This window comes from Salegentibacter flavus (genome assembly GCF_900115145.1).
Lineage (GTDB): Bacteria > Bacteroidota > Bacteroidia > Flavobacteriales > Flavobacteriaceae > Salegentibacter > Salegentibacter flavus.
This window is the reverse complement of sequence record NZ_FOVL01000004.1, coordinates 127,921-146,863: the sequence shown is the minus strand read 5'-3', so window position 1 is coordinate 146,863 and position 18,943 is coordinate 127,921. Positions and strand designations below refer to the sequence as shown.

At 41.4% G+C, this 18,943-nt stretch carries 17 protein-coding genes; 7 read left to right on the top strand and 10 right to left on the bottom strand.

Annotated elements, in window-relative coordinates; genetic code table 11:
• The first annotated feature begins 22 nt into the window (after positions 1-22).
• The gene (locus BM266_RS05175) at positions 23-1,108 is read left to right on the top strand and encodes an aminotransferase class V-fold PLP-dependent enzyme (protein ID WP_093406742.1); all 1,086 of its coding nucleotides are present in this window, start codon (positions 23-25) and stop codon (positions 1,106-1,108) included.
• Between the two features lie 4 nt (positions 1,109-1,112).
• Here BM266_RS05175 and BM266_RS05170 read toward each other — a convergent pair whose 3' ends face one another.
• The 9 genes from BM266_RS05170 to BM266_RS05130 all read right to left on the bottom strand — a co-directional run bounded on the left by BM266_RS05170 (position 1,113) and on the right by BM266_RS05130 (position 9,684).
• Positions 1,113-2,081, bottom strand: coding sequence for an L-histidine N(alpha)-methyltransferase (locus BM266_RS05170; protein WP_093406835.1), 969 nt, complete (start codon positions 2,079-2,081; stop codon positions 1,113-1,115).
• 14 nt (positions 2,082-2,095) lie between these two features.
• Positions 2,096-3,259: an ergothioneine biosynthesis protein EgtB gene (gene egtB, locus BM266_RS05165; protein WP_093406740.1), complete on the bottom strand. Its 1,164-nt coding sequence runs from the start codon at positions 3,257-3,259 to the stop codon at positions 2,096-2,098.
• Between the two features lie 90 nt (positions 3,260-3,349).
• The gene (locus tag BM266_RS05160; protein WP_093406737.1) at positions 3,350-4,096 is read right to left on the bottom strand and encodes an energy transducer TonB; all 747 of its coding nucleotides are present in this window, start codon (positions 4,094-4,096) and stop codon (positions 3,350-3,352) included.
• 6 nt (positions 4,097-4,102) lie between these two features.
• Positions 4,103-4,510, bottom strand: a complete 408-nt coding sequence (locus BM266_RS05155) for an energy transducer TonB (RefSeq protein WP_093406735.1) — start codon at positions 4,508-4,510, stop codon at positions 4,103-4,105.
• Between the two features lie 27 nt (positions 4,511-4,537).
• Positions 4,538-5,362: a thymidylate synthase gene (locus BM266_RS05150; RefSeq protein WP_093406732.1), complete on the bottom strand. Its 825-nt coding sequence runs from the start codon at positions 5,360-5,362 to the stop codon at positions 4,538-4,540.
• A gap of 94 nt (positions 5,363-5,456) precedes the next feature.
• Complete coding sequence (locus tag BM266_RS05145) at positions 5,457-7,160, bottom strand: NupC/NupG family nucleoside CNT transporter (protein WP_093406730.1); 1,704 nt, start codon at positions 7,158-7,160, stop codon at positions 5,457-5,459.
• Positions 7,161-7,174: 14 nt separating this feature from the next.
• Complete coding sequence (locus tag BM266_RS05140; protein WP_093406728.1) at positions 7,175-7,795, bottom strand: bifunctional nuclease family protein; 621 nt, start codon at positions 7,793-7,795, stop codon at positions 7,175-7,177.
• Positions 7,796-7,879: 84 nt separating this feature from the next.
• Complete coding sequence (locus BM266_RS05135) at positions 7,880-8,848, bottom strand: electron transfer flavoprotein subunit alpha/FixB family protein (RefSeq protein ID WP_093406726.1); 969 nt, start codon at positions 8,846-8,848, stop codon at positions 7,880-7,882.
• Positions 8,849-8,937: 89 nt separating this feature from the next.
• Complete coding sequence (locus BM266_RS05130) at positions 8,938-9,684, bottom strand: electron transfer flavoprotein subunit beta/FixA family protein (RefSeq protein WP_093406724.1); 747 nt, start codon at positions 9,682-9,684, stop codon at positions 8,938-8,940.
• A 310-nt stretch (positions 9,685-9,994) separates the two neighbouring features.
• Here BM266_RS05130 and BM266_RS05125 point away from each other — a divergent pair, with 310 nt between their 5' ends.
• From BM266_RS05125 to BM266_RS05115, 3 genes are all read left to right on the top strand, one after another.
• On the top strand, positions 9,995-10,978 hold the full coding sequence (locus BM266_RS05125; protein WP_093406721.1) for a pyruvate dehydrogenase complex E1 component subunit beta: 984 nt from the start codon (positions 9,995-9,997) through the stop codon (positions 10,976-10,978).
• A 262-nt stretch (positions 10,979-11,240) separates the two neighbouring features.
• The gene (locus tag BM266_RS05120; RefSeq protein WP_093406718.1) at positions 11,241-11,753 is read left to right on the top strand and encodes an inorganic diphosphatase; all 513 of its coding nucleotides are present in this window, start codon (positions 11,241-11,243) and stop codon (positions 11,751-11,753) included.
• Positions 11,754-11,870: 117 nt separating this feature from the next.
• A complete protein-coding gene (locus tag BM266_RS05115) occupies positions 11,871-14,153 on the top strand; it encodes a sodium-translocating pyrophosphatase (protein WP_093406716.1) in 2,283 nt (760 codons plus the stop codon).
• Between the two features lie 92 nt (positions 14,154-14,245).
• Here the strand turns inward: BM266_RS05115 and BM266_RS17475 are convergent, their stop codons facing one another.
• On the bottom strand, positions 14,246-14,398 hold the full coding sequence (locus tag BM266_RS17475; protein ID WP_093406833.1) for a DUF892 family protein: 153 nt from the start codon (positions 14,396-14,398) through the stop codon (positions 14,246-14,248).
• A 205-nt stretch (positions 14,399-14,603) separates the two neighbouring features.
• Here BM266_RS17475 and ku point away from each other — a divergent pair, with 205 nt between their 5' ends.
• The 3 genes from ku to BM266_RS05095 all read left to right on the top strand — a co-directional run bounded on the left by ku (position 14,604) and on the right by BM266_RS05095 (position 18,915).
• Positions 14,604-15,377 (top strand): non-homologous end joining protein Ku, encoded by a 774-nt coding sequence (ku, locus tag BM266_RS05105; RefSeq protein WP_093406713.1) that lies wholly within the window; start codon positions 14,604-14,606, stop codon positions 15,375-15,377.
• A 3-nt stretch (positions 15,378-15,380) separates the two neighbouring features.
• On the top strand, positions 15,381-17,813 hold the full coding sequence (gene ligD / locus BM266_RS05100; protein ID WP_093406711.1) for a DNA ligase D: 2,433 nt from the start codon (positions 15,381-15,383) through the stop codon (positions 17,811-17,813).
• Positions 17,814-17,877: 64 nt separating this feature from the next.
• Positions 17,878-18,915, top strand: a complete 1,038-nt coding sequence (locus BM266_RS05095) for an App1 family protein (RefSeq protein WP_093406708.1) — start codon at positions 17,878-17,880, stop codon at positions 18,913-18,915.
• The last annotated feature ends 28 nt before the right edge of the window (positions 18,916-18,943 follow it).

Below are 18,943 nucleotides of genomic sequence, written 5' to 3'. Positions count from 1 at the left end.
TAGCAATAATTAACCACTGCTTATGGATAAATTTAGAAAAGGTTTCCCGGTTTTAGAGCAATATACTTACCTCAATACGGCGGCTTCGGGCTTGCTTCCGGAAAAAGTATGGGAATTCAGGCAGGATCATGACCTGGATTTTCTTATAAAAGCGGGAGTGTTAAAGGAGAAAATGGGAGAACTTCTTACAGAGGTGAGAGAAAGCGTGGGCAGTTTTTTTAATTGCCCTGCGAATCAGGTGGCTTTGGTGCCTAATTTTTCTTTCGGATTTAATACGCTTTTGGAAGGTTTGGAAAAACCTCAAAAAGCCTTATTGCTGAAACAGGATTATCCCTCGATAAACTGGGCAGTAGAATCCCGAAATTTTGAAGTGAGTTATGCTGAAATTGATGAAAACCTTGAGCAGAATATTGCTGAAGCTTTCAAAAAAGAGCAACCCGACTTTTTTGCCTTTAGCATTGTGCAGTACCTAAACGGGATCAAACTGAGTATTGATTTTTTTAAGGAACTGAAGGAAAATTACCCCGATACCATTTTTATCGCTGATGGCACCCAATATTGCGGTACGGAGGAATTTGATTTTGAAGCTTCAGGCCTGGATGTTTTGATCTGCAGCTCCTATAAATGGCTTAATGCGGGCTACGGTAATGGTTTTATGCTTTTTAATGAGAGCATCCAGGGGAAAGTCTCCCCAAAAGCACTTGGTTTTGGTTCCCTGCAGGGAAAATACAAGGAAAGGGAAGGCAATTTTATTGGAAAATTTGAGCCCGGGCATTTAGATACCCTGAATTTCGGAAGCCTGAAGGTTGCGCTGGAATTATTAAAAACCATGGGGCTGAAGGAGATAGAAAACCAACTGCAGAAACTACTGGAAAAATCAAAAGCTGCTTTCGAAGAACTTGGTTTGCTGGAAGAAGCCGTGATTAAACGCGAGCAACATTCCTCAATTTTCAATATAAAAGGGGATGAAAAGTTATATAATTCTTTGCGCAGCCAGAATATTATCACTTCCAGAAGAGGGGATGGGATAAGGATTAGTTTTCACTATTTCAATACCGAGAAGGAAGTAGATTTTCTTATAAAACAACTTAAGAAATTTGCCGGTTGAGAATTTATAGCTTTCTGAAAATATAGTTTCGGAAACAATCTTCGGAATCTGCGAAGCGGGTTTCGATCTTTAAACCTGCTTCCCCTGCCAGCCATTCGACTATCTTTTCATCGTATTTCTGGGAGATTTCGGTGTGAATGCTTTCCCAGGCATCAAAATGCACTTTTAAATTAAAGGCTTCAATGAAAACTTCCTGATCCAGTTTGCTCACAAGGAAGCTTTTTGCCGTTCCGGTTTCGGGGTCGTAAGTTTCCCAGTGTTTAAAGGTATCAGGGTTAAAATTTCCGCCTAATTCATAATTAATCCTAACCAGCAAATTTTTGTTGAAGGCCTCGGTAATTCCGTGCGGATCGTTATAGGCATCTAGGATCTTCTGTGGATTCTTTTTCTGATCAAAACCCATAAATAACATATCTTCCGGCGCCATCGCCTGCTGAATATTCCGCAGAAATTCAATCGCGTTTTCGTGCAATAGATTACCGATGTTGGAACCTAATACCAGAATCACTTTTTTTCTCTTGCTGAAATCTGCGAGGTTTTCCAGTGTCTTGAAATAAGTACCCTGCTGAGGTTTTATGTCTATTCCTGGCATTTCTTTTTTTACTGAAGCCTCCAGAACCTTCAAAACGTGCTCGCTGATATCAATAGGGAGATAAGTGAACTCATAATTCTGCTCATTTAAATGCTTAAGGAGCACTTTGGTCTTTTTCCCGTCGCCTGCACCTAGTTCGATAAGATCGAAGCCGCCTGTGGCAGTAAAAGAGTCGGCTATTTGGGCGGTATATTCCTGAAGAATACCCATTTCGCAATTGGTGAGGTAATACTCCGGCATATCCATAATTTGCTGAAAAAGCTTGTCGCCTTTTTCATCGTAGATATACTTGGAAAGCAAATATTTTGGATAGCTGGTAAGTCCCTTATAAACATCTTCTTCAAATGCAGTTTTAAAACCGGTAGTAGGTATGGATTTCATATTTTCTCTGGTGGTTATTTTGCTAATCTTAAGCCGGTGAATTGCCATCTAAGCTGGGGATGGAAAAAGTTTCGGTAGGTGGGGCGGGTATGGTTTTTTGAAGTGGCTACCGAGCCGCCTCTCAACACCTTTTGGTTAACCATAAATTTTCCGTTGTATTCGCCCAGGGCGCCTGGAGCTTTGGTGTAACCAGGATATGGAGAATAAGCACTTTCAGTCCACTCCCAGCGGCTTCCCCACTTAAAATACTCGTTGGCCGCTTCCCATTCAAATTCCGTTGGAAGGCGCAAACCTCTCCACTGGGCATAGGCAAAAGCCTCAAAATAGGAAATATGTGTTACAGGCGCTTCGGGGATTACCGGGTGCAGACCATTCAGCCCGTAACTGTGCCATTCGCCTTCTATTTTATGCCAGTACAAAGGAGAATTGATTTTGTTGTTGTTTATCCAATCCCAGCCTTCGGCGTGCCATAACAATACATCATTGTAACCACCTGATTCCATAAATTCCAGGTACTCGGCATTGGTAAGAAGTTTACTGGAGATCACGAAATCATCAAGAAACACTTTGTGTTGCCCCAGCTCGTTGTCATAACAAAAATCATTGGTGTTATGGCCAATTTCGTAAAGTCCTTCAGATAATTTTATCCACTCTGCTTTGAAGTCCTCGATGGGATTTTCTTTGAATTGATCGTTGTATTTTGGAAAAAGCGGATTGTTTCCCAGGATGTATTTTATATCGGTATAGAGCAGTTCCTGGTGTTGTTTTTCGTGATGACAGCCAATTTCTATGAGTTCCAGGATTTCTTCTGAAAGCTCTTCAGATTTCATAAGTTCCTGAAGGGCTTTTGAGACATAGGTGCGGTAATCGTAAACCCAGGCTACCGTAGGCCTTGACAGGTTTCCGCGGTTGGTGCGAATTACCTTTTCCCCAACGCTCTCATAGTAGGAATTAAAGACATAGGCTGAATTTTCATCGAATAGTTTATAGCCCGGTTTATGCGGTTTGAGCACAAATTCTTCGAAGAACCATGTGGTATGTCCCAGATGCCACTTTGGTGGGGAAACATCAACGATAGGTTGCACGACATAGTCTTCAGTTTCCAGGAATGAACAAATGAGTTCAGACCTGGCCCTGGTTTCGTTAAAAAAAGATATTAATTCCTGTTGTGATTGCATAAAACTGAGAAAAAGCTAATGGTTTTCTCTCAAATTTAATGAATTTTGAATAGGATAAGACTTAAACCAGGTTAACGCGAAGTTAAAGTGTTAGCGCTTCTCTATATAAATTGGTAATCGAAGAGGGTAGGGTACCTTCTGCCCATTTTTTGTAGCCGGATGTATTTGGGGAAGTTTTTTAATTACGGTTAATAGAGCCCGGTTTAATTTTTCAGTTTCTCCTGTTACTTTAATCTCTGCGACTTTCCCTTCAGCATCAATCACGAAAGATAGTTCGGCAAAATGCCCCCCTTTTTTCACTTTAGGTATTTCAACATTTTTATTTACAAAACTCTGAATAAATTTGGAAAGACATTCCTTCTTTACTTCTGAACTTTTACATTCATCAGGGAAGGGTGGGGTGTCCACCTGGGAGTCAGCAAGGTCTCCATAGCCTAATTTAACTGCGAAATCTATTATAACTCCTACTTCGGTTCCGTTGTGCATAGCTGGAGTTAATGTTGGTAGTACTTTTAAGCTGCGGATAGCTTCTGCTTCCACTTCCGGAGAATCTGTTGCAATCCTTTGCCAGGTGAGAGCACCGGCTTCATCAAGGATGATCTTAATTGCAAGATCGGTTTCTTCTAAGTTATCCGGAAGAACTTTCCGGTTAAATTCCATAACAAAGAAGTTGGTGATTTTTTGAAGGGTGCAGTCGCGGTCTTCATCTTCACAGCCCTCAAAAACCGGAGGCTGTTCTACGAGTTTAAAAGGCACAATTTTACCTGATGCCTTGCTTTCCTGTGAATTAGCTGTAGGGAAAACAAGCATCAGGAATAAAATTGCAAAGTATTTCATGTGCTTTTATAAGTTTAAAGGAATAGTATAACTTATTGCTGAAGGTTTCCCGTCCAGAGTGCCGGGTTGCATCTTTGGCATTTTTTCGATCATTTCGGTTGCGGCAGCATTGACCTTTGGATTGTCTCCTTCCACCGATTTTATCACCACAATTCCTTCTTCGTTCACTTCCATTTTTATGGTTACTTTTCCGCGTAGATATTCACCTTCATCATTTTTAGGGTACTTATAATTTTCTTTCACATGAGTCATGAGATTCATGTTGAAGCAGGATTTTTTATCGGACTCATCTTCACAACCAGGCCAAACAGGGGCGGTTTGTTTTGAGGTTACCGTATTACCTTCTACCGAAGTTTCCTGGGCGAAACCAAAACCTGTCACAAAAAACAAAGCGATTACAAATAGATTCTTCATTACAATTTTTTAAATTTTTAATTCATTTTAAACTGCCACAGGAGCTTTAATTCCTGGGTGGGGATTATAATTTTCTAAGATAAAATCTTCGAAATCAAATCCAAAAATATCGGTTACTTTCTTGTTGAGCTTCATTTGAGGAAGAGGGCGAGGATCCCGGCTCAATTGGAGTTTAACCTGATCCATATGGTTATTATAGATATGAACATCGCCAAAGGTATGGATAAAATCTCCCGGTTCATACCCACATACCTGTGCCATCATGAGGGTAAGCAGGGCGTAGGAAGCGATGTTAAAGGGCACTCCCAGAAAGACATCGGCACTACGTTGGTAAAGTTGAAGGGATAATTTTCCATCGGCCACATAAAACTGGAAAAAGGCGTGGCAGGGGGGAAGGGCTGCCTTGCCGTTTGCTACATTTTCTGAAAAAGACTTGGAAGTGTCCGGCAAAACCGAAGGATTCCAGGCCGAAACCAGCATCCGGCGGCTGTTCGGATTTTTTTTCAGGGTTTCAACGATCTCTTTGATCTGGTCTATGTCTTCGCTGTTCCAGTTTCTCCATTGATGGCCGTATACCGGGCCAAGATCTCCATTCTTATCGGCCCATTCATTCCAGATGCGTACCCCATTTTCCTGGAGATATTTCACATTGGTATCTCCTTTAAGGAACCAGAGCAGTTCGTAGATAATAGATTTCAGATGGAGTTTTTTGGTGGTAACCATGGGGAAACCTTCGCTTAGGTCAAAGCGCATCTGGTAACCAAAGACGCTTCGGGTGCCGGTACCTGTGCGGTCACCTTTGTCGGTTCCGTTTTCCAGGATGTGATTTAGAAGATCGTGATATTGTTTCATGTTGCTATTTCTGAAGTAAAAAGAATACTTCAGCTAAAATAGCAAACCACATTTATTTTCAGCTTTACTTCGGCACTATTTTATCCCCAGGTTGTTAACCTAAGATCATTCCGGCAATTGTAGCTGAAAGTAAAGAAGCCAGGGTCCCGCCAATAAGGGCTTTCATCCCGAATTCCGAAAGGGTTTTTCGCTGTCCCGGTGCAAGGGAGCCAATTCCGCCAATCTGGATTCCGATAGAAGCAAAATTCGCGAATCCACAAAGCATATAAGTAGCCATAATCACCGATTTCTCGTAGGTAAGACTAAGCGCATTCGCAGGGTTTTTAAGTTCTGCAAGTTGCACGTAACCTACAAATTCACTTGCGGCCAGTTTTATTCCCAGGAGCTGCCCCATCAGCATCATATCTTCTTTTGCCACCCCGATTATCCACATAAGGGGGGCGAAGATTATTCCCAGGATAGATTCCAGGGAAAAACCTCTGTAGGGAGTATTTTCGGCTAAAATGGCGTTTAGCCCGGTTAGATTTCCTGTATAGTTAAGCACGTAATTTATCATCGCGATAAAAGCGATAAAAACCAGGAGCATAGCACCTACATTCGCGGCGAGTTTTAACCCCTCGGTAGTACCGTTGGCGATGGCATCCAGGATATTGGAGCCTATTTTATCTGACGAAACCTCTACATTTTCATTGATGGGTTCCAGTTGCGGATAAAGGATTTTCGACACTACGATGGCGCCCGGGGCGGCCATTACAGAGGCGGCGAGCAGGTGTTTAGCAAACTGAAGCCTTAAGACCGGGTCATCCCCTCCAAGGAAACCAATGTAAGCAGCAAGCACCCCCCCGGCCACAGTAGCCATTCCACCAACCATTACCAGCAGGATCTCAGAGCGGGTCATACGCTCCAGATAGGCTTTGATCATTAAAGGAGCTTCCGTTTGCCCCAGAAAAATATTCCCGGCAACACTCAAACTCTCTGCTCCGGAAATGCCCATAAGTTTAGTAAGTACCCAGGCCAGGCCTTTAACTACAATCTGTATTACTCCAAGATAAAAAAGTACTGAAGTCAATGCTGAAAAAAATATGATTGTAGGCAATACCTGGAACAGGAAGATAAATCCAAAACTATCTACATCCATCATTCCGCCAAGCAGAAATTCACTACCGGCTGCGGTAAAATCCAGAATGAGCACAAATATATTTCCTACAAATTCAAAAATGCTTTGAATAAAGGGTATCTGTAAAACCCCAAAAGCGAGTAGTAGCTGGGCGGCAAGGCCCATCCCTACAGTTTTCCAGTTAATAGCTTTTCTCCTGGTACTAAATATGAAGGCTATAAGCAATAATACGGACATCCCAACAGCACCGCGAATTACACTGTCGATACTTATTCCCTGATTGGGGATCATTTTTTTGGCAGCCTCGGGAGGGATTATTTCTGCGGTACTTTTAAGGGTTTCCGCAAAGACAAAATCCCTTTGGCTATCTGAGAGCACCATAGAGGTGTCTGTAAGTGAGGATATACGATAGTTTATTATGCTATCCTTTGGCTTATTGGCGAAAATAATCAGCAAATTGTTCTGGTAGATATAATCTCCTTCCGCCAGGTTTTCTTCTGAATTTTCTTCGCTGATTTGAAACCTGCCTTCATCTAAATTCAAAAGGGTGTTTGGAGAAAACAGCGATTGTTGGGTGCTATCCACATCAGATTGCAGTTGCCAGGTTTTTGAAATACTTTGAGAAAAGGCGGTGCTTAATCCGAAAATCATCAAAAACAGACAGAACCAGGTCTTGTTCATAAAAAATGGGGGAATTATTTTCGTTTGGAGATTTCGTCTCTTATTCGCGCTGCTTTTTCGTAATCTTCGTTATTTACGGCCTGCGAAAGAAGGGTTTTTAATTCGTCCAGGGGAAGTTTTTTATAGTCGGTAGAATCTGATTTGATGCTAATATCGTCAGGAAGGACCTCTTCAGAAATTATCTCTTCCTGTTCCTTTTCCGGGGTAGCTGAAGTTTCATCCCCTTTAAGGTAAATACCGGCTTTGTCCAGAATATTTTTATAGGTGAAAATAGGGGCATCAAACCTCAAAGCCAGAGCTATAGCATCACTGGTGCGGGCATCTATAATTTCCTCTATTTTATCGCGTTCACAAATAAGGCTTGAATAGAAAACCCCATCTACCAGCTTATGAATGATTACCTGTTTAACGGTGATATCAAACCTATCGGCGAAATTCTTAAATAGATCGTGGGTGAGGGGGCGTGGAGGTTTTATTTCCTTCTCCAGGGCGATGGCGATAGATTGCGCCTCGAAAGCGCCTATGACGATTGGGAGTTTTCGCTCGCCATCTTCTTCGCTCAGGATTAAGGCATATGCCCCGTTTTGGGTTTGACTATAAGAAATTCCTTTTATATTAAGGCGGACTAAACTCATATTCCAAAAATTAAAAAAGGCTGTCTAAATAAGGACTTTGCACCAGATTTAGACAGCCCTTTTAAGGGGCACAAGTTATGAAAATTATGCGTTTTTTGCTTTAAATTCCTTCAATTTTTCATTCAGCCTAGGCACTACTTCAAAAGCATCGCCAACAACCCCGTAATCTGCGGCCTTAAAAAATGGGGCCTCAGGATCATTATTTATAACCACCTTGGTTTTCGCGGCATTCACTCCAGCCAGGTGCTGGATAGCTCCGGAGATTCCTATGGCGATATACAGGTTGGAGGCTACCGGCTTACCGGTTTGGCCTACGTGTTCGCTGTGAGGTCTCCATCCCATATCACTAACCGGCTTAGAACAGGCTGTTGCTGCTCCAAGAATTTCGGCCATTTCTTCTATCATTCCCCAGTTTTCCGGGCCTTTTAATCCGCGTCCTCCGGAAACGATGATCTCGGCATCGGCTATAGTTACTTTATCGGTAGCTTTATCTACAGATTCTACGTTTACACTGAAATCTTCCTCAGAGAGATTCGGGCTGAATTCCTCAACAGTGGCATCGGCCTGGTTTTCCTTTAAACCAAAAGCATTTTGAGATACTCCAACGATCTTAACCTCGGTATTAATCTGGAGCAAGTTGAAAGCTTTGTTGGTGAAAACACTTCTTTTTACAATAAAAGGATCGGTGCTTTCAGGAAGCGCAACCACGTTTGGAGCGTAACCGGCATTCAACTGAACTGCCAATAAAGGAGCAATGTATTTGCTGTTTGCGCTTTGGCTAAGCACCATAACTTTGCTGCCTTCTTTTTCGGCAGCTTGCTTAAGTGCGTCTGCATAAGCTTCAGCGTTGAACTTGCTTAATTTATCGTTTTTGATGTTCAATACTTTATCTACGCCATATTGGCCCAACTCAGAAGTATCTTCGGCATTAAAGGTTACAGCGGTTACGCTGCCACCTGCCTTAGAGGCCACTTCCCGAGCATAAGAGGCTACCTCTAAAGCAGCCTTTTTGAATTTTCCTTCTTCGGATTCTGTATATACTAATACTGACATATTTGAATTTTTTAGTCATTTCCTCGCAGGAGGAAATCTTATTTTTATGAATACTTCACAGATTTAAAGGTGAGGTCTCTTTTTTATTTTTAAATCGCCTTGGCTTCATTGTGAAGCAGATCGATAAGTTCGTCCAGGTTATCAGGATCTACAAGTTTAACCTCTCCTTTTGGATCGGGTTTTTCAAACTTCTTCGTTTCTGTTTGTGCTGAAACGTCTTCGGCTTCTACCACGTTAAGCGGTTTTTTACGTGCCTGCATGATACCCCGCATATTTGGAATCTTAAGATCTTTTTCATGTACAAGTCCTTTTTGGCCTCCAATTACAAGTGGAAGTTTTGCGGTTAGGGTTTCCTTCCCGCCGTCTATTTCACGGATTGCTGTAGCGGTATCACCTTCAACTTCAAGGCTAATACAGGTGTTTACAAAATTCGCATCCATAAGTGCTGCCATCATTCCCGGTACCATTCCTCCATTATAATCTATAGATTCACGGCCGGCAATAATAAGGTCGTAATTTCCTTCTTTAGCAACTTTGGCCAGTTGTTTAGCCACAAAAAAGCCGTCGGTAGGAGTGGCATCCACTCTAATAGCTGAATCGGCCCCAATGGCAAGGGCTTTTCTCAAGGTTGGTTCGGTTTCTGTTCCGCCAACATTTACGACATCTACCGTAGCGCCTTGTTTTTCTTTAAACCACATGGCTCTGGTTAAACCGAACTCATCGTTAGGGTTTATAACAAATTGAACTCCGGCGGTATCGAACTTCGAATCCCCGTCGGTGAAATTGATTTTTGAGGTAGTATCAGGTACGTGGCTGATACATACTAATATTTTCATATAAAAAGATGTTTTAATTAAATCGTTTTCGTTTACGAAGTTACATAATTTAAATCAAAAAAAGCTATGCACGCATAGTAAATTTAAGGAAGTGTTTTTCTTCGAAGTTTAAGGAATTGTTAATGAATTGGAATAATCGGTGGTTTTATTTCCTGAAATAAATGTTTTTGTTGGAGATTTCTTTTAGAGTAATTAAATATAAATTTGAAAAAATTCGGTTTTGAAAAATTTGTGGACTTAATATGGTATAAACATTAGCTAATTACTATTTTTGTTACCGCAAGTTTTACAATTAATACGATACAATATAATGAAGACAATTCAATTTAGGGAAGCAGTTGCCGAAGCGATGAGCGAAGAAATGCGCAGAGATGAGAGCATTTACCTGATGGGGGAGGAAGTTGCTGAATATAACGGAGCCTATAAGGCATCTAAAGGGATGCTGGATGAGTTTGGCCCGGAGCGCGTAATAGATACTCCAATCGCTGAACTTGGTTTTTCCGGTATAGCGGTAGGATCTGCAATGAACGGTAACAGGCCTATTGTTGAATATATGACCTTCAACTTCTCTTTGGTTGGAATAGACCAGATTATAAATAATGCTGCCAAAATGCGCCAGATGAGTGGTGGGCAGTTCAATATTCCTATTGTTTTTCGCGGGCCAACAGGTTCAGCTGGGCAATTGGGTGCTACACACTCCCAGGCTTTTGAAAGTTGGTTTGCCAATACTCCCGGTTTAAAAGTGATCGTACCTTCAAATCCATATGACGCCAAAGGACTTTTAAAAGCAGCAATTAGAGATGACGATCCTGTTATCTTTATGGAAAGTGAGCAGATGTACGGCGATAAGGGAGAGGTGCCTGAAGAGGAATACGTCATTGAGATTGGAAAAGCCGATATTAAACGTGAAGGAAAAGATGTGACTATTGTTTCTTTCGGGAAGATCATAAAAGAAGCTTACAAGGCTGCCGAAAAACTTGAAAAAGAAAATGATGTCTCCTGTGAGATCATTGATCTTAGAACGGTTCGGCCAATGGATCACGATGCTATTATCGAATCGGTTAAGAAAACCAACCGTTTGGTAATTTTGGAAGAATCCTGGCCTTTTGGTAGTGTTGCTACCGAGATCACCTACCAGGTTCAGGAAAAAGCATTTGATTTCCTTGATGCACCTATCGTTAAGATTAACACTGCAGATACCCCGGCTCCTTATTCCCCTGTTCTTTTAAAAGAATGGTTGCCTAACAGCGACGATGTGGTAAAGGCCGTTAAAAAGGTGATGTATATAGACTAAATAAAGAGGAATCCTCTGGATTAAAGCTTCATCTTAAAAAGGTGAAGCTTTTTTTATAGATGGAATTGAGCTATTTGTTTGTTGTGATATGATTTCTTCTGAAATTTTTAATCCAGGAATCTACCTTTAAGCAGAATTGTAAAAATATTCACCTTCGAGGAAAGAACCCTTCGCAGATACATTGGTTTTCGGTTTTTATTGGGAGTAAATAAGCTGAAAATTCCTTATATTTGCCGCCCTTAAATAAGAAAATAATAGAGAAATGTCTGAGACTTTTGATGTAATGATAGAGATCCCGAAAGGGAGTCGAAATAAATATGAGTACGATTTTAAACTGAAGCGGGTTCGATACGACAGGATGATCTTTTCTTCTATGATGTATCCGGCTGATTATGGATTCATACCCAATACTCTGGCCCTTGATGATGATCCCCTGGATGTGTTAGTGCTGGTTGCAGAGCCTACGTTTCCCGGGATAGTGATGGAAGTGAAACCAATTGGAGTTTTTCATATGGCCGATGAAAAAGGGCCAGATGAAAAGATAATCTGCGTACCGGTTTCAGATCCTATCTGGAACAGAATGAACGACCTAAAAGAGTTAAACGGTCACCTTATTATGGAAATCGAGCATTTCTTTAAGGTTTACAAGGATCTTGAAAAGAAGAAAGTTGACGTTGATGGATGGGGAGATGCAAGTGAGGCGCGTGAAATAATTAAACAATGCGTTAAGAGATTCGAAGAATACGATGGGGACAAAAACCGCTTCGGGATATAGCAAAAACTGACCGTCATCATTGAATATTAAAAAGCAATAACCTTAAAAAGTTATTGCTTTTTTAATTATCCTCAATTTACTACTTTAGCCGTATTAACTAAAACTTAACAGATTAATATGGAATCAATGATGATTTATATGCCTGCAATACTGGCAATAATAGGGCTCATTTATATGGGCATTAAAAGATCCTGGGTTTTAAAACAGGATGCCGGAGACGGCAAGATGAAAGAAATTTCATCGCATATCTATGAGGGAGCCCTCGCCTTTTTAAATGCAGAATATAAATTACTCAGCATATTTGTAGTGGGTGCCAGTATTGCTCTGGCAGCGGTTGCATATGTGGTGCCAACCACACATTACCTAATTATAGTGGCCTTTATATTTGGGGCCTTTTTTTCTGCCCTAGCCGGAAATATGGGGATGAAGATTGCCACCAAAACTAATGTTCGTACCACCCAGGCAGCCAGGACCAGTTTACCTAAAGCCCTGAAAGTTTCATTTGGGGGAGGTACCGTAATGGGGCTGGGCGTTGCAGGACTTGCAGTACTGGGATTAACTACCTTTTTTATTATTTTCTTCCATTATTTTATGGGGGGGCAATGGACTGATACTTCGCAAATGACTATCGTTCTTGAAACCCTTGCAGGATTCTCTTTAGGAGCTGAATCTATCGCCCTCTTTGCACGTGTTGGCGGGGGGATCTATACCAAGGCAGCCGATGTAGGTGCCGACCTGGTAGGAAAAGTTGAAGCCGGGATTCCGGAAGATGATCCACGTAACCCGGCAACCATTGCCGATAACGTAGGAGATAATGTTGGGGATGTTGCCGGAATGGGTGCTGACCTCTTCGGAAGTTATGTGGCCACGGTACTTGCTGCTATGGTACTCGGAAATTATATCATTGAAGATATGGGCGGAAATATTGTAGATTCCGGGTTTGGCGGAATTGGTCCTATCTTATTGCCTATGGCTATCGCCGGGGTTGGTATTATTATGTCTATTGTTGGTACTATGTTGGTGAAGATCACCAGTAATAGCGCAAAAGAAGCTGAAGTTCAGAAAGCGCTTAATATAGGAAACTGGGTATCTATTATTTTGGTAGCTGTAGCTACTTTTTTCCTGGTAACCTGGATGTTACCATCAGATTCGCTTACAATGGGCTTCTTTGTTGGAGGCGCTGAAGGTTTTGAATATAAAAGTATAGATGCCATCAGGGTATTTTATGCTTCTCTTGTAGGTATTGTTGTAGGAGGTGTGATTTCCGCAGTAACCGAATATTATACCGGTCTTGGTAAGAAACCTGTGCTTTCTATTGTACAGAACTCAAGTACAGGAGCAGGAACAAATATAATCGCCGGACTTGCTACCGGGATGATCTCTACTTTCCTTTCAGTTTTGTTATTCGCATTTGCCATTTGGGCGTCTTATGCTTTTGCAGGATTTTACGGAGTTGCTTTGGCAGCATCGGCGATGATGGCTACCACGGCAATGCAGCTTGCTATTGATGCTTTCGGTCCAATTTCCGATAACGCCGGAGGAATTGCCGAAATGAGTGAACTTCCCCCGGAAGTCCGGGAGCGGACAGATATCCTTGATTCCGTAGGAAACACAACCGCAGCTACCGGAAAAGGTTTTGCGATTGCTTCGGCAGCACTTACTTCGCTGGCTCTTTTTGCGGCCTACGTGACCTTTACTGGAATTGACGGAATCAATATTTTTAAGGCTCCAGTTTTGGCGATGCTATTTATCGGTGGAATGGTGCCGGTGGTATTTTCGGCTTTAGCGATGAAATCTGTTGGGAAAGCAGCGATGAAAATGGTAGAGGAAGTACGCCGCCAGTTCAAGGAAATTCCCGGAATTATGGAAGGGACGGGGAAACCTGAATATGATAAATGTGTAGCTATTTCGACACAGGCGGCCTTAAAAGAAATGTTATTGCCGGGAGTGCTAACCATTGGTTTCCCGATTGCAATTGTAGTTTTACCAATGTTATTTGGCTATGATTATCTCCTTATTGCTGAAATGCTGGGAGGATATATGGCTGGAGTAACTGTAAGTGGTGTTCTTTGGGCGATTTTCCAGAACAATGCCGGTGGCGCCTGGGATAACGCTAAAAAATCTTTTGAAGCCGGGGTAATGATCAACGGTGAGATGACCTATAAAGGCTCTGAAGCGCACAAAGCTGCAGTTACCGGTGATACGGTGGGAGATCCTTTTAAAGATACTTCAGGGCCCTCTATGAATATCCTTATTAAACTTACCTGTTTGATAGGATTGGTGATGGCGCCAATTTTGGGAGGCCACACCGAGGAAGAAATTCCTAATGAACCGGAAGAAACTCCGCAGATAGGAGAGGTTTCACAAACAGAGGATATTTTTGAAGTTAGTATAGAATAAGTGTAGGGAAACTTAGTAGTTTTTAAACCTTAAATAAAAAAGCCCGTTTGAAGTCTATCTTTAAACGGGCTTTTTCGGCTAATTCAAACTTGTTATTTGGCTTTTTTATTAATTCTGCCTTCTGCAAGTTTATCCAGATTGTCATCGGCTTTATATTCCTCATCCAGGTTTTTTTGTACTTTATTGGGGATCGCTTTTTGCCCCAGCTCTTTCGCAAAACGAACAAGGGTGCCATATCCGGAAATTTTTTATATAAAATTTAAATTAGAATGGTTAATAAATTGGCTATTAAAGTTAACGGCTAAGTTGTTCATTTTTAGTTAAATATGTGGTAAAGCTTTGTTGAGGTTCTATTAAAATTGCTTTTGAATTCGGCATTATGATTTTTAACATAGCTACAACTAAGGCTCGCAGATAATTCCCTTAATTTTAAGTTCTAAATACTTAATTATGAGGTCGATTTGGAATGGTTCAATAAGTTTCGGGCTGGTGTCTATCCCGGTAAAACTTTATTCGGGTTCAGAAGACCGGCGTATAGAACTTGATATGCTTGATAAGCATGATAATGCACGAATAAGATATAAAAGGGTTAACGAAGAAACCGGAAAAGAAGTTGAATGGAAAGATATTGTAAAGGGTTTTAAAAAAGGCGACGCCTACGTGGTCCTGGAGAAAAAAGATTTTGATAATGCAAATTTAAAAAAGAGCAAGACCATAGATATTGAGGAATTTATCGGGGAAGATGAGGTGGCGGAGGTCCTTTACAAAAAACCTTATTTCCTTGAACCGCAAAAAGAAGGCGGTAAATCTTATAATTTACTCAGAGACGCCCTTAAAAAAACCGAAAAACTGGGTGTAGCCACTTTCGTAATGAGACAGAAGGAACACCTGGCTTTAGTTGGAGTCTATAAAAAGGCATTGGTTCTTCACGTCATAAGGTTTTCTGATGAGATCCGGGATACTGAAGAACTTAAATTGCCAAAAACAAAAGTTACAAAAAAAGAGGTGGATATGGCCATATCCCTTATTGAGCAGCATACCACCAAATTTAAACTCGATAAATTTAAGGATGTTTATAACGACCAGTTGATGAAGATCATCGAATCTAAAAGCACGGGTAAAAAGATTAAAACTGAAGATTTCGAAAGCAAACCCACTCCCGCCAAAGATCTTATGGCCCAGTTAAAGGCAAGCCTTGAAAAGAAAAAGAAAAAAGCCTCCTAGAAAATGGGTCTTGAAGATTATAAGAAAAAAAGAAATTTTAAGGATACTCCGGAACCCGGGGCTGATTATAGCGATGAGAACCGCGGTAGGTTCGTGATCCAGAGACACCAGGCCTCCAGGTTGCATTATGACCTCAGGCTGGAAATGGAAGGGGTCCTGAAAAGCTGGGCGGTACCCAAAGGGCCTTCTATGAATCCTAAGGATAAACGCCTTGCAATTCAAACCGAAGATCATCCTGTAAAATACCTGGACTTTGAAGGAACCATTCCCAAAGGGAACTATGGAGCAGGCGTGATGAAAATCTGGGATAAAGGAACTTTCCGGGCCGCTGAAGGTACAGCCGATAATTTACTGGAACAATTGGAGGAGGGTAATTTAAAAGTCGAATTTAAAGGACAAAAAATAAGAGGGGAATTCGCGCTGGTACACACCAGCAGGGGAGAAAAGCAAAATCAATGGTTATTGATTAAGAAGAAAGGCGACTTTTCTACCGATCTGGATTATGATGCTGAAATCTTTGCAAAAAAAGAGAAACCTGATTCCAAAAAAGAGCCTGTAAAAATTAAAAAGATCGACCCAGGAGATTTTTTAAAGCCCATGCTGGCTACCGTAACTAAAAAGATATTCAATAATCCGGATTGGATTTATGAAATAAAATGGGATGGTTACCGTCTAGTTGCCAATATTCAGGATGGGGAGGTAAACTTATATTCCCGAAACGGAATTTCATTCAACAAAAAGTTTCCCGGACTTAGAAAGGAATTGGAGCAAATTCCTCACGACACTATCCTGGATGGGGAAGTGGTGATCCTTAATGAGGATGGGGTACCCGATTTTCAGGCTTTACAGAACTACGATAGTAAGACTAAGGGGGAGTTGAGGTATTATGTTTTTGACATGCTATATCTCAACGATCATTCTATGCTGGATTTACCGTTGCTGGAGCGAAAGAGTCTGCTTCCCGAGGTACTTGAAGACCTGGAAGCTGTGGTTTACTGTGATCATATCCAGGGGATGGGAAATGCGTTTTATAAGAAAGCAATAGACGCAGGGCTGGAAGGGGTAATTGCTAAAAAGGCGGATTCTACTTATTCTCCGGGTTATCGCAGTGAAAGCTGGTTAAAAATAAAGGCGGTGCAAACCCGGGAAGCTATTATTTGTGGCTACACAGATTCGGAGGAATCTGTTTTTGGTTCTCTTATCCTGGGAACTTTTAAGGACGGAGAATTAATTTATATAGGGAATTGCGGTACGGGTTTCAGCAATGAGGAACAAAAAGACCTGCTGAAAAAGTTTAAAAAACACGAAACAAAGGAAAGTCCTTTTCCGAAGAAAATAAACCTGAGAGGCAGAAAACCTATCTGGATGCAACCCAAACTTATTTGTGAGGTAAAATATTCTGAAATGACCAAAAACGGCTTATTGAGGCATTCCGTCTTTAAAGGACTAAGGGAGGATAAAGAACCTGAGGAGATCACCCGTGAAAAGCAAACCAAAGCTCCTAAAGGGAAGGGGAAATCCAGTAAATCGGGAGCTTCGCTTGAGGTGGGCGGAATTTCAGTAGATTTTACTAATCTTGAGAAGGTGTATTGGCCCGATTCCGGTTTTCGAAAATATGATCTTATAGATTATTATATCAAGGTAGCCCATTATATGTTGCGGTATCTAAAGGACCGACCTCAGAATCTTCATCGGCATCCCAACGGTATTACTAAGAAGGGGTTCTATCAGAAAGACACCGAGGGCCAAATGCCCGATTGGATAGAACGTGTCAGTATTTATTCGGAATCTACTGAGAAGGAGATAGAATATATGCTGTGTCAGAATGAAGCTAGCTTGCTTTATATGGCGAATCTGGGTTGTATAGAGATCAACCCCTGGAACTCCCGGAAAGACGATCTTGACCATCCCGATTATACTGTTATCGATCTGGATCCATCAGATAAAAATACTTTTGAAGAGGTTATTGAAGTTGCACAAGCTGCAAAGGAGGTGTTGGATCTCGCTAAAATCGATGGGTATTGTAAGACTTCGGGTTCCAGCGGTTTGCATATTTATATTCCGTTGGCTGCAAAATATACTTATGATGAAGCCCGGGATTTCACCAAGTTGCTTTGTTATTTCATTCAGGAGAGATTACCTGAACTCACCAGCATGGAGCGAGCGGTAAAAAGCCGAAAAGGGAAGATCTACCTGGATTATCTTCAGAACAGTAGAGGGCAAACCCTGGCAGCGCCATATTGTGTGAGGCCTAAACCCGGGGCACCGGTTTCGGCACCGCTGGAATGGGAAGAGGTGAAGTCTGGCCTGAAGATAAAAGATTTCACTATTGAAACTATACCCGATCGCCTCAAAGAAAAGAAAGACTTTTTTAAGAAAGTCTTGGGTAAAGGCATCTCTATAGAAAAGGCAATCAAGCGCCTGGAGAATTCCTAAAATTTAATTAAAGCCTGTTTTAGGCGACTTTAGAATTTATATCTTGGATTAAAACCAAAGAATAATGAAGAAACGAATAAGGAAACTTGCTGGCAGATATAAAATGTTAGACCAGATCCTTATTACGTTATACCGCAGTTATGGTACTCATTCCCACCTTTATATTCTTGGAAGGGTATTGGATAACGAAGCATTACAAATCGCCAAAGACCCTTCTTTTTTTAAAACCATAAGAAACACCTGGAAACAGTTTGATACTTTTGAGGTTCCCGATGCGGAGGTAGAGTTGGTGTTACCCGGCAAAATTATTGCAACTACCAAATCCGGGCCTGAAGGTTACTTCTTATTTGACGATGTTCTTGACCAGAACCTCGCTGAACATGCAGATGAAGAAGGTTGGGTGGATTTTAAGCTTTTTTACCGCGGCCCGCTAGGTAAAAGAACAGAAGTACTGGAAGAACCTTTTACCGGAAGTTTTCTTATTCCTGATCCTGAAGCCGAATTTGGGGTGATTAGCGATATAGACGATACTATTCTCCATACGGGAGTTACTTCCTTTTTGAAATGGCGTTTATTAAAAAATAGTTTGTTGACCAATGCTTACCAGAGAATCCCGTTAAAAGGCGCCCCGGGATTTTACAAAAAACTACATCTGGGAACTTCAGGAAAGAATAAGAATCCGATGTTTTATTTGAGTAACAGTCCGTGGAATCTTTATGAATACCTTAAACTATTCCTTGACCATAACCAGTTTCCCAAAGGACCAATCCTGCTTCGAAATTTCAGGACTCCCTTTGATCGCAGCCTGAAACCGGAAAAACCTCATAAGCAAAAAGAGATTGCGAATATTTTAAAAACCTATCCCAGCCTTAATTTTATTCTTATCGGCGATAGCGGGGAGCATGATGCTTCTATTTATACTGACATTGCTGCTCAATATCCTGATAGAATTCTGGCGATCTACCTGAGAAGCGTGAAGCACAGGAGACAAATGCAACGGGTGCAGAGTATTATAGATAATTTTGAAACCACTGAGGTTCTAATGGTAGAATCCTCTAAACAGGCCGTGGAGCATGCCCGTGAAAATGGTTTTATTAAGTAAAAAATTCCGCCTTTTGCGGGATTTGCTT